General features: G+C 71.5%; 9 protein-coding genes and 1 pseudogene. 3 read left to right on the top strand and 7 right to left on the bottom strand.

The window, feature by feature from the left end; all coding sequences use genetic code 11:
• Positions 1-76 precede the first annotated feature (76 nt).
• Together AOK00_RS23590 and AOK00_RS37415 are read left to right on the top strand one after the other, a co-directional pair.
• The gene (locus AOK00_RS23590) at positions 77-457 is read left to right on the top strand and encodes a hotdog domain-containing protein (protein WP_030545651.1); all 381 of its coding nucleotides are present in this window, start codon (positions 77-79) and stop codon (positions 455-457) included.
• Between the two features lie 355 nt (positions 458-812).
• Positions 813-983 (top strand): annotated as a pseudogene (locus AOK00_RS37415) (pirin-like C-terminal cupin domain-containing protein); the annotation flags it as partial.
• 87 nt (positions 984-1,070) lie between these two features.
• Here AOK00_RS37415 and AOK00_RS23595 read toward each other — a convergent pair.
• Complete coding sequence (locus AOK00_RS23595) at positions 1,071-2,885, bottom strand: ABC transporter ATP-binding protein (protein ID WP_079042155.1); 1,815 nt, start codon at positions 2,883-2,885, stop codon at positions 1,071-1,073.
• Between the two features lie 223 nt (positions 2,886-3,108).
• Here AOK00_RS23595 and lepB point away from each other — a divergent pair, with 223 nt between their 5' ends.
• Complete coding sequence (lepB, locus tag AOK00_RS23600; protein ID WP_254047472.1) at positions 3,109-3,822, top strand: signal peptidase I; 714 nt, start codon at positions 3,109-3,111, stop codon at positions 3,820-3,822.
• A gap of 56 nt (positions 3,823-3,878) precedes the next feature.
• On the opposite strand, the gene AOK00_RS23605 is transcribed toward lepB, so the two are convergent.
• From AOK00_RS23605 to AOK00_RS23630, 6 genes are all read right to left on the bottom strand, one after another.
• Entirely contained in the window at positions 3,879-4,067 is a 189-nt protein-coding gene (locus AOK00_RS23605; RefSeq protein ID WP_055602297.1) for a CsbD family protein, read from the bottom strand.
• 161 nt (positions 4,068-4,228) lie between these two features.
• Positions 4,229-4,582 (bottom strand): DUF3040 domain-containing protein, encoded by a 354-nt coding sequence (locus AOK00_RS23610; RefSeq protein WP_055602298.1) that lies wholly within the window; start codon positions 4,580-4,582, stop codon positions 4,229-4,231.
• A 90-nt stretch (positions 4,583-4,672) separates the two neighbouring features.
• Positions 4,673-5,626: an NmrA/HSCARG family protein gene (locus AOK00_RS23615; RefSeq protein ID WP_055602299.1), complete on the bottom strand. Its 954-nt coding sequence runs from the start codon at positions 5,624-5,626 to the stop codon at positions 4,673-4,675.
• Between the two features lie 189 nt (positions 5,627-5,815).
• Positions 5,816-7,081 carry an MFS transporter gene (locus tag AOK00_RS23620; protein WP_055602300.1) on the bottom strand — a complete coding sequence of 422 codons (1,266 nt, stop codon included), beginning with the start codon at positions 7,079-7,081 and terminating at the stop codon, positions 5,816-5,818.
• The gene (locus AOK00_RS41620; RefSeq protein WP_079042156.1) at positions 7,078-10,170 is read right to left on the bottom strand and encodes a DUF6271 family protein; all 3,093 of its coding nucleotides are present in this window, start codon (positions 10,168-10,170) and stop codon (positions 7,078-7,080) included. Before AOK00_RS41620 ends, AOK00_RS23620 begins: the two co-directional genes overlap by 4 nt.
• Positions 10,152-11,291 (bottom strand): phytanoyl-CoA dioxygenase family protein, encoded by a 1,140-nt coding sequence (locus tag AOK00_RS23630; RefSeq protein WP_079042157.1) that lies wholly within the window; start codon positions 11,289-11,291, stop codon positions 10,152-10,154. Before AOK00_RS23630 ends, AOK00_RS41620 begins: the two co-directional genes overlap by 19 nt.
• Between the last annotated feature and the right edge of the window lie 22 nt (positions 11,292-11,313).

Below are 11,313 nucleotides of genomic sequence, written 5' to 3' on the forward strand. Positions count from 1 at the left end.
AGCGCGGCTACCCGGGCATCGCGCTGGACGGCGAGACCGTAGCCCGCCGCCTCGGCCGTATCCACGAGGAGATCGCGTGAAGGTCGTGCACCAGCGCTACGTCGCGTACTCCGAGGCGCACTACGCGGGGAACCTGGTCGACGGGGCCTTCGGCCTGAAGCTGTTCGGAGACGCCGGAACGCACCTGGCGATCACCCTCGACGGCCACGAGAGCCTGTTCGCCGGATACGCGTCGGTCGAGTTCCTCGCACCGGTTCGCGGCGGCGACGTCGTCGAGGCGGAAGCACGCCTGGCGGCGAAGGGGAGGCGGAGCCGGACCGTCGACTTCGAGCTGCGGATCATCTGCCGAGCCGTTGACGACAGTGGCCGAGCCGAGGTGCTCCCCGAACCCATCGTGGCCACCCGGGCGCGCGGCACGGCGGTCGTTCCGGCCGCCGAGGCGACGACGGCACCGTGACCGCCCGGGTGGGAGACGCCGGTCGGCGCTGAGCAGCCCGAGCCGCGTGCCCCTACGAGCGACCGGCCCGCTGTCGGCGGCGGGCCGGTCTCGGATCTCGCGGTTGCGTACGATGGCCGACGCGGCACCAGAATGTGCGGTGCGCTGGCGCAACAGTCCTGGGGCGGCGCTCACCAGTTGCACGGGCTGCCGGAACCGGCCGGGCCTCGTGGCTCGCGCACCTGCCCCCAGCAACTGAGTTCTCCACATCATTGTCAAATGAAGGCGATCAGCATGGGCCGACTCCTGCCGCTCATGCTGACTTTTGCTGACCTTCGAGGTCATCATCCCGTCTGACCTGCGATTATGAGTTTTGATCGTCATGTGGTGGAACTTCGTGGGCCGCACGGACGAGGAGATCCGCCAGGCCCGCGAGGACTGGATGAAGGGCGGCCGCTTCGGCGAGGTGAAGGGGTACGACGGCGACCCCCTGCCGGCCCCGGAGGTCCCGGCCGCCCACCTGAGGGCCCGGGGTCGCGTGCGCTGACCACCGGAGGATCAACACGTCGCGGGCGACGCCGCTCCCGAACGGCCATGGGCGAACCAGGGCGGTACCGGCGGCGTTCAGCAGGGTCTACATCTGATCCGCCGTGGCGGCGGTGTCGTCGAGGAAGCCGCCCGACTGGTGCTGCCACAGCTTCGCGTAGGCCCCCTCCGCGGCGAGCAGCTCGTGATGCGTGCCCTGTTCCACGATGCGTCCGCTGTCGAGGACGACGAGTCGGTCCATGGTGGCGACCGTGCTGAGCCGGTGCGCCACCACGAGTGCCGTCCGCCCGTCCATGAGGCGCCAGAGCGCGTCCTGTACGAGGATCTCGCTCTCGGAGTCCAGGGCGCTGGTCGCCTCGTCGAGCAGCAGGATCGGCGCGTCGCGCAGAATCGCCCGTGCGAGGGCGACCCGCTGGCGCTGGCCGCCGGACAGCTTCACTCCGCGCTCTCCCACCATCGTGTCGAAGCCCTCGGGCAGGGTGTCGACGAACTCCGTGACGTGCGCCGCCTCGGCCGCACGGCGGATCTCGGCGTCGGTGGCGTCCGGCCGGGCGAAGGCGATGTTCTCCCGCAGGGTGCGGTGGAACATCGCCGGGTCCTGCGGCACATAGGCGATCAGGCTGCGCAGCTCGGCCTGCCGCAGCCGGCTGATGTCCTGTCCGCCGATCGTGATCCGGCCGCCGTCGATGTCCGTCATCCGCAGCAGCAACCGGGTGAGCGTGGTCTTGCCCCCGCCGGACCGGCCGACGAATCCCACCTTCGCCCCGCTGGGCACGGCCAGCTCCAGGCCCTCGAAGAGCGGCTTCGCGCCCGCGTGGGCGAAGGTCACCTGCTCGAAGCGGACATCGGCGCCGTCGGAGAGGAGCGGTTCCGGCGTCTCCGGGTCCCGTACGGTCGGCGGCGTCAGCAGCAGTTCGGTGAACTGCGCGGCCTCGGTCATCGAGCTTTCCAGGCGGCGGTAGATCTGGTTGAACTCGAACATGATCCGTGTGGCGTTGGAGTAGTAGGTGAAGGCGACGACGACGGCCTCGACGCCGTGCTCGCCCGCGCCGAGAGAGAGCGCGAGCACCAGGCCGAGGACGTTGGTCAGCACGGACATCGGTGCGATCAGGGTGTCGATGCGCAGGTTGCCGTAGTCCCACGACCGCAGAGTGAGGCGGCGCGATTCGGCCACACGGGAGCGGTGTTCGGCCGCCTCACGTTCCTCGGCGGCGAACGACCGGACCGTGTCCATGTTCATCAGGCTGTCGGCCACGTGGCCCGACACGCGGGCGATCGCCTCCTCCCGCTGGTCGACGAGCGCCTGACGGCGACGGATCAGAGGCCGCACGCACAGCGCCGTGACCGCGATCATCGTCAGGAGCCCGACCACGAGCAGGGGTTCGTACGTCCACAGCACCACCGACGCGAACACCAGGGGCACGAACTTGCCCATCACCGAGAAGGTGAGCGTGTCGACGAACTCCTCGAACCGCGAGGCGAAGCTGAGGACCCGCTTGGTCAGCGAGCCGGCGAAGTTGTCGTGGAAGAAGGCGGCGTCCTTGGCGAACAGCGCGTCCATCCCGATCACGTACAGGTGCTCGATGCCGAGTGCGTCCAGACGGTTCAGACAGTGCAGCCCGACACGCCACAGCGCCTCGGCGAACAGCAGCACACCGGCGAAGCCGAGGACGTACGGCAGCATCGGGCCCAGGCCGCCGTCGGATTCCCCCGAGATGCGGCCGACGAGCTTCGCGACGATCAGCGGCACGATGTAGAAGATGCCGATGTTGCCCAGGGCCGGCAGCAGCATCGCGGGCACGGTCCACCACTTGAGCCGGGTCAGCTCCCGTGTGTAGAAGCGGAGCGCGAGAAGCACCGAGCCCTTGCCCGACGAACTCTTGCGCGATTCGGGTGTTCCCATCCATTCCTGCCTTTCGGATCAAAGGAGACAGGATGGGCAGTTTTCCGTGTGCGGAGTCGCGTCGTCCAAGGGTTTTCCCGGAGTGCCTCCAGCGGAGCCCTACGCGACCCGGTGGCCCAACTGGCCCGAATTGTTCCTCCGGTTGACAGGTCGTCATTCAAGGGGCTGATAATTCCGGCCGCGGCGCCGAATCGGAGGGGCCAATGGAACGGTAGGTGCGCACGTGAACGTGCTGGAGAGCGCTTCCTTCGCGAGGGACGCTTCCTTCGACCGGCCCGGTGTCCTGACGGGCAGGCGGCGCCTCGTCGGCCGGGTGCTGGGCGCGGCGGGGCTCACCGCGGCCGTGGGCGCCATCGTGCTCCTCGGCACGGGATACACGACGGCCACCGTCGCCGGCGATTCCATGGATCCGACATACCCGCGGGGCGCCCGCGTCTTCTTCGAGCGCATCGACGGGGGCGAGGTCGGGCGGGGTGACGTGGTGCTCCACCGGGCGGAGGACCGCAACGGGACCAGGCCCTTGCTCCGTCGTGTCATCGGCATGGGCGGCGACCACGTCCGGCAGAGCGCCGGCGGGCCCGTGACGGTGAACGGTGTACCGGTGACGGAGCCGTACGTGAAGGACGGCGATCCGTCCGGCGTCCCGGTCGCGTACGACGTGGTCGTCCCCGAAGGGATGCTGTTCCTGCTCGGCGACTACCGCGCGAACTCCATGGACTCCCGTTTCTCGCTCGACGAGCAGTCGGGCGGCGTCGCGGCCACCGCGGTCGAGGCCCGGGCCCTCGACGACCGCACGGGACTGCTCCTGCTGGTGCTGACGGCGTTGTTCGGGCTGCTCGGCACCGTCGCCGGGCTCGCCGTCGAGATCGCTTCGCGCGCCGCGCGGCGGGAGAGCCGGTCCTTCCACCCGCCTGCCCCGTCGGGCCCGGGTCGGTGACGGTCAGGAGCCGACGGCTGCTCATCGGGAGATGAGCCGCCCAGGAGGCCCGTCGCTCAGGCGCCGCGCCGCTTCATGTCGTCGCGTGCCTTTTGCGCGCTCTCGTGGACCCGCTCGATCGCCGCGCGGGCCTCGGCCGCCGCCTGGTCGGCCCTGCCCTCCGCCTCCAGGTGCGTGTCACCCGTGGTCTTCCCCGCGACCTCCTTCATCGCGCCCTTGCCCTTCTGCACGGTGCTCTTGCGCATGATCGGGTTCCTTCCGTCGTCGAATCCCGCGCCGGGTCGCTTCCCTTCTCCCTGCCGCTGCCCCTGATGGCCCGGTTCATTCGGCGGGACCGGGGCGAGCGGTCACCGACGGGCGCCCGCGCGTGCGCGGACGTGGACGCCCACCCCCGGCCCCCCGGCCCTCAGTCCGTACTCCGCCGCGCCGCCGCGCTCCTTCGCCGGGCCACCGCCCGCAGCAGCAGCCGCATCAGGCACACCGCGGTCACCACCCACACCGCGGCGAAGATCCACAGGGGGCCGGACGACGAGGACGCGGCCGCGAGCAGGAACAGGGCCACGCAGGCGATGCCGAGGACGGCGGTGATCCAGCCGAGGCGACGCCGCAGGACCGCGCCCCGACTGCCTCCCGCATCCGCTGTGGTGTGTCCGAGCGAACGCAGCCTGCGGTCGAGGGACGCATCGCCGCGAAGGCCGGCTTCGATGCCTTCGAGGATCTTCCGTTCCTGATGGGTGAGCCTGGGATGGGGATCGTGCATGCCGAACTCCCGTCGAGCGTCGAGTGGTCCGGTCACCGTCGGAATTCACGGTTCACGGTCGGGTCGCCCATGCCGTCACGGTGCCACCGGTCACGTCCAGGTGGTGCGCAGACGGTCCCGGTGCGCCGCGAGCCATGTGCCGAAGTCCTGGAGGGCGGGGTTGAGACCCCGGACGGCGTCGATGTCCCGGGCCTCCGTGAAGTGCTGCTCGCAGTCCGCGTAGTACTGGAACATGTTCCCCGACTCGTCCGCGCCCGGGAATCCCTGCGCACGCCATTCGTCGGGGGTGAGGGGGCGGTAGCGCACCGGTTCGCCGAGCGATTCCGTCAGGGCCGCGGCCATCTCGGCGACCCTCAGGTGTTCGCCGGCGATGCTGACCGTGGCCGCGATGAGATCCGTACCGCGTGCGAAGACGGCCAGTGCCGTCCTGCCGACGTCGTCCACGGCCAGCCCGGAGAGCCTGGCGTCGCCCATCGGGTACGTCAGCCACAGGGCCCCGTCCGCGCCGCGCTGCGGGGCGAAGGCACCGAACAGGTTCTCCCAGAAGAAGGTGGTGCGCAGGAACGTCGTCGGCACGCCCGCGTCGAGGAAGAAGTGGTCCGCCTCGGCCTTTCCGTCGAAGTGCGGCACCTTGTAGTGCTCCTGGAGCGTGGGCATCCGCTCGTCGTCGAGCGGCACGCAATCACGGGTGTCCTCGAGCGTCGACCAGATCGCGTGCTGCACCCCCGCGTGCGAGGCGGCCCGGGCCAGGGCTTCGGCCTGGGTCTTCTCCCGCTCCGCGGACATGTGCTCCCAGAAGTTCGTCATCAGGAAGGCGCCGTACGCGTGCTCGAAGGCGGGGCCGAGGCTCGACGGGTCGTCCATGTCCCCCCGGACGACCTCGGCACCCAGCCGCTTCAGCTCCGCGGCGGATTCCCCGTCGGGGTGTCTCGTGACGGCACGGACCGTGAAGGCTCCGTCGCGGTCCGCGAGAACGGCCCGCGCGAGGGCCCCGCCCTGCCGTCCGGTCGCGCCGAACACCGTGATGATCCTCTTGGCGGTCATGACTGGAATCGCCTCGCAGCCGCGTGCGGAACCCGTGGAGCCCGAAGGCCTCTCCTCCGGGCGTGTTCCCGGGAACGGCCCCCCGCATGCCAGGTCCGGCCGGACACCTCGGCCCCGCGAGGGCCGGGGTCGGCAGCGCGGGCCGGGCCGGGCAGGGAGGCGGGGCCGGGGTGTCGAAGCGGTCCGACCCTACGTGCCCGTGACCGGAGCCGGTGACTCCTTCGGTGAGCGTCCCAGGGCGCGGATCGCGGGTACCGAGAGCATGACGCCGATGAGCGCGATGCCCATGACCGACGAGAACAGCAGCACCCGGTCCGCGCCGTAGGCGTCCGCCGCCGGGCCGGCCAGGGCCCGGCCCAGGGGGATGACCATGATGGAGCCGGCCACGTCGTACGCCGAGACGCGGCTCAGGACGGCGAGCGGAATGTGGGACTGCACGCTGGTCGCCCACATGACGCCCCAGAAAGCGAACCCGCAGCCCGCCACGACGCCGGTGAGCGCCGTCACCGTGAAGGACCAACCCAGGGCCGGGGCAAGGGGGTTGAGGGCGAAGAAGAACATCGCGCAGGCTCCCGCGACCAGCGGGCGCCCCGGGCGGACCCGCATGCCGATCAGGCCGCCGACGATCGTGCCGGCGCCGTCGGCCGAGGCGATCCAGCCGTAGCCGCTCGCACCGTGCTGTTCGGTGAGCAGCGCCGCGCCGAGCGGCAGCGCCGGGCCGAAGACGAACAGGCCGTACACCGCCCACACCGCGATGACCCCCCACAGCCACGAGCGCGACCTGAACTCGTGCCAGCCCGTGGCCAGTCGGTGCCACATCGGGTCGTCGCTCTCGTCCTTGGCGGTGCCGAGCCGGCGCAGCGGCGCCAGGCCGAGCGCGCTCAGCGCGTACGCCGCCGCGATGACCACGAACGAACCCGCCACGTTCCAGTAGGCCACGAGAAGGCCTGCCACGCCCGGCCCGAGCAGGGTGCAGATCGCCTCGGAGATCCGCAGCAGCGCGTTGGCCCGCTGGATGTCCTCGGCGACCTGGGGGACCAGACTCGCCAGACCCGGCTGGAACATCGCGGTCGCGGCGCCGCTCAGCGCGAGCAGCGCCATGATGTGCCAGAGCCGTACGTCCGAGCCGATCAGCAGCAGCGCGAGCGCCAGCATGGCCACCATGCGCACCACGTCCGCGCCGACCATCATCACCTGCGGCGTGAACCGGTCGGCGAGCACGCCGCCGAACAGCACGAGCAGCACGATCGGCGCCATCCACGCGGCGAGCGCGTATCCCACACCGCCCGCCCCGTACCCCGCGCCGAGCACGGCGGTCGTGAGCGACACCATCAGCATGCCGTCGGCGAGCAGCGACGTGCTGCGCGCGGTGAAGAACAGCCGGAAGCGACTCGAACGCCACGGACTGGGAGGGGAGTCCTGCTCCCGCCGAGCGGTTGCCTCATTCATCGTCATGTCACATCCCGGTCCCGGCCGGTCCCTTCCCTGAGAATCTGCTGCCGGAGCCAGGCGCTGGTCCGGTCCGCCTCCGCCGGCGGGGTGTGGACGATCACGTACCGGCGCGGGGCCAGTACTCCGGGGCGGCCGGGGAGCGCGTCCATCAGTGCGGTGTGGGCCCCGGCCGGTGTCAGCGGGGAGTCGCCGACGGCGATGTACGCCGTGAGGACCCCGTCCTGTGGCGGCGCGCCGCCCGGCGTGGTGCCGTCCGGGGCCATGGCGTCCGGCGTGGTGCCGTCCGGGGGCGCGGCATCCGCGGTCACGTGTACGGGCAGGCCCTCCAGGGCCTCGCTCAGCGCCTGTGCCACGAGGGGCGGCGACGTCCAGGACCCGTCGACCCGGCACCACCGCGGTCCGCGCTCGACGGGACGGACACCCGTCACCTCGGTCAGTGACGCGAGGGGTACGTCGTCCGTGGCGGCCGCTTCCAGGAGCCGTACGAGACCGGTCACGAAGGCCTCCGCCTCGTCCCGCCCGAAGAGCGCGGGGTCCAGCCAGGTGCTCAGGTGGAGCAGCGGTTCGATCGCGTGGACGAAGGTCAGGACGCGGGTCGGCAGCACCTGGTCCGGGCCCCAACTCAGCTCCAGGTCAGGGCCATCGGCCGTATCGACCGTCGTGTTCTCCTCGGTCGCGGACGTGACCGAGGCGACCGTCGCGGGCAGCGTGCTGACGTCGTTGAAGACGACGTCGCGCGCGAACTGGCTGCCCCGTTCGCGAGTCGTCCTCCCGATCATCTCCCAGAGCGCCACCGCGTCGAACTGACTGTGCCGGTACGCGTTGAGCGCCGCCCCCCAGGCCTTCTTGAGCAGTGCGTCGAACGTCGGTACCCGGACGTCCAGAAAGAGCAGCGCGTCCTGGGACAGCGTGTTCACCGAGCGGGCGAGCCGGGGGTGGTAGCGGTTGGACGTCGGGACGGCGGCCACGCACGCGGGCTGGTCCGTACGATGGGCGACGAGCGCGCACCACGCGGTCAGCAGCACGGTGGACGGCATGCCTCCGGTGCGCTCGGCCACGAGCGCGAGGGCCCGCGCGGCCCGCCGCGAACGGAGGGTGAGCTGCGGAGTCCGCACGTCGGTCCCCTCGGCGCCCGGCTCGGCGAACATGGCCTGCGGTCCGGTGCGGATGATCCGCTCCCAGTGCCGCAGCGAGGCCTCGGACTTGCGGAGCCCGGCCGGGGTCGCCTCCTCGGCGGCGAGGCGGAGCGGAGTGAGGGACGCCGGCGGCGGGAGGGGCGCACCGGACAGCAGGCTCAGCCACTCCTCCTTGAGGACCGCGAGGGCGCTGACGTCGGTCACGGCGTGGCTCGCCGCCATGGACACGAAGACGGGTGCGCCGGACCGGGCGACGAGGGAGACACGGAGGGGGAAGTCCCGGTCCAGGCGGAAGCGTTCGGAGCGGGCCCGGCGGGCCAACGACTCGGCGTACCCGGCGGGGTCGTCGGGCAGGTCCTCGTGATCGAGGACGGTGACCGTGAACGTCCCCTCGGCCGCCACCACTTGCTCCCGGGGTGCGCTCCCGGCGGCGTGCGGAAACGTCGTACGCAGCGCGTCGTGGCGTACCGCGAGCGCCCGGAGGGCCTCGATCGCGGACTCCGTCCGGGTCCCCTCGGGCACGGGCCACACATCGTGGATGTTGATGTGCTCCGGCTCGTCCCGCAGCATGCAGCGGATCATGTTGGCCTGCCCCATGGTGACGGGGCCCCGGCGTGCCTCGCCCCCGGCGTACGTCACCGTGAGGGTGCGGGCGCTTCTCGGGGGGACCGCCCGGCTCGCGCGGGTCAGGTCCTCCCACGCGTCGGTCAGCAGGGCGAACTCCTCCATGTCCTGCCGTGCCTCGTCGAGGAGCCGCTCGCGGAGAGGGGCGAGGGTGTCGGCGGCGGTGGCGTAGCGGCCGCCCAGGGCGCGGTAGGAGCGGTCGAGGACGGCGAGCCGTTCGGCGTTCGCCGACCGGTCCACTCGGGTGCTGTTCCTGACGAGCCCGGCGACGACGGAGGCCCGGACGTGTCCCTCGGCGTCAAGCAGTTCGTCACCGGCCTCCTTCATCGCCGTGTACACCGATTCGAAGTGGGGCGTGGAGAGGAGGTACTTGGCGAACCGAAGCTGGTAGGCGAGGAATCCGGCATCCGAACGACGTTCACCGGTATGGAAGTTGACGATGTGCCGGTTGTGCAGGACACCCGGCAGGCCGGCGTCCTGGACGAGATGGATGAGGAAGTAGTCGCTGCCGATGGTGTCGGTGGCGGGTGGCAGCGGCACCCGGCCGTACACCTCGCGGTCGAAGGCGATGTTGCACATGTCCACCCGCGTCGGGCTGACGCTCGTGAGCGTCGTCCGGTCTCCGGTGTACGCGGCGGTTCCGGCGCCCCGGAAGGACTCCGCGATCAGGTTCCTGCGCCAGATCTCCGGGTAGCCGGAGGGGACCGACAGGCCGACGACGTCCTCGTAGATTCCCGGGTCGAGACGGCGGATCTCCTCGACGTCCACGGACATCTCGCCGACGAAGGAGCCGCCGACCAGGGCGACCGGCCGGTCCGCGCGGGCGGGGTCGAGCCTGCTCCGGGAGACCAGACCGGTCACGTCGGCGGCCCGCAGTCCCAGTGCCGTGAGCTCGTGGTGGAGCGGGAAGACCGGGTCGCCGTCCAGGTACTGGTAGCGGCTGTCCGAGTCGCGGCGGTGGACCGACGCGCAGCCCAGGGCCTCCGCGAGGAGGAAGGCGCGGTTGGTGCAGGCGCCGTAGGAGACGCGGTCGGGCAGCATCAGGCCGAGCACGCGGTCCGGCGCGGGGACGCCGGACCGGGCGATGACCTCCCGCAGGAAGGCCCGCTGCTCGTCCTCGTCGAGGTGGTGCACGACCACCCCGGGGACGGTGGGCAGCGAGGCGACCACCTCGCGGTGCTCGGCGACGATGGCGGCGTCGGAGGAGTCCAGGACGAGGAGCCGTACCTCGACGCCGAACGCACGGGCGCCGTACGCGGCCTCTTCGGCCACGGCCCGGACGGTCGCGGCGCAGGCCCGGTCGGTGGGCAGGGTCAGACAGACACGGCGCACGCCGGCTCCCCGCCCTGGTCGGGGACGGAGTCGGCGCCCTTGTCGGCGGCCGGGTGCGGGCTCGCGGCGGCGCTCCCGGCCGCCCTCGTCCCCGCACCTCCGTCGGCCGTGGACGCTTCCTCCGCGTCCTTCCACGAGGTGAGTCCCAGCAGACGGCTGCCGAGGTCGCTCAGGGTGGCCGTGGGGTACCGCTTGGACTCGTGGAGCACGGGGTCGCCCACCAGGGTCCGGTTCCAGCGCGGGGTGCGCAGGTGCCGCCAGGAGTCGACGCGCGACCGCCTGAGCCGCTCGTGCTCCTCGAGCGCCGGCATCATCGACAGGTACTGCACCGCCCGTACCTGGTCCTCGGACGCGTTGCGCGCCACGCCGTGGGCGAGGAGGCCGTTCCAGATCAGCAGGTCGCCGGGGCGCAGATCGGGGCGCACCACGGGGAACTCCGTGCGGTCCACGGCGGGTCGAAGCGGGTCGCGGTCGGCCGGCTGGGCGACCTTCCACTCCTCGAACCGCCGGAACAGCTCCGGGTCGCACTGGAAGCCGCCCGACTCCGGCCGGGTCTCGTTGAGCGCGATGATCCCCTGCACCCGCTGCGGAGGGACGCCGAGTGTGGTGTCGATGTCCCAGTGCAGTTCGATGTCGAAGCCGCGGTCCGTGGGCTCGATCAGGGCGCGGTCGCGGTTCCCGATGTTGGGCGGGTTGAGGTTGAGCCGGTCCTGGGTGACCCACAGCTCCTCGCAGTCCCAGACGTCCACGAAGGCGTCGTAGACGCGCTGGGCCTGGCGGTTGTCCCAGAGGAGCTGGTGGTGGTACGCCTCCACGAAGCCGTAGACGTGCAGCTGCTGGTCCAGCTCGGAGCGGAACGGCCGGTCCTCGTACCAGCTCTCCGGCTTGTCCGGGTCGAGGCCCTGGAAGTCCCAGGTGAAGTCGAGCAGGCGCTTCGCCGCCTCCGCCGGGACGGCCTCGCGGACGATGACGTAGCCGTACGTCTGCCAGTGCGCGAAGTCCTCCTCGGACAGCACCCGCAGCGGCCGTGACTTCTTCAGCTCCCGCAGCGTGGTCTGCGCGAGATAGGACTCGCCGTCCGCGCTGAAGTACGGCAGGTCCGAGGCCGCCCCCACCTCCACCGGGCGGCCTCGGACCTGCCGT

The organism is Streptomyces aureus (assembly GCF_001418135.1).
Classification (GTDB): domain Bacteria; phylum Actinomycetota; class Actinomycetes; order Streptomycetales; family Streptomycetaceae; genus Streptomyces; species Streptomyces aureus_A.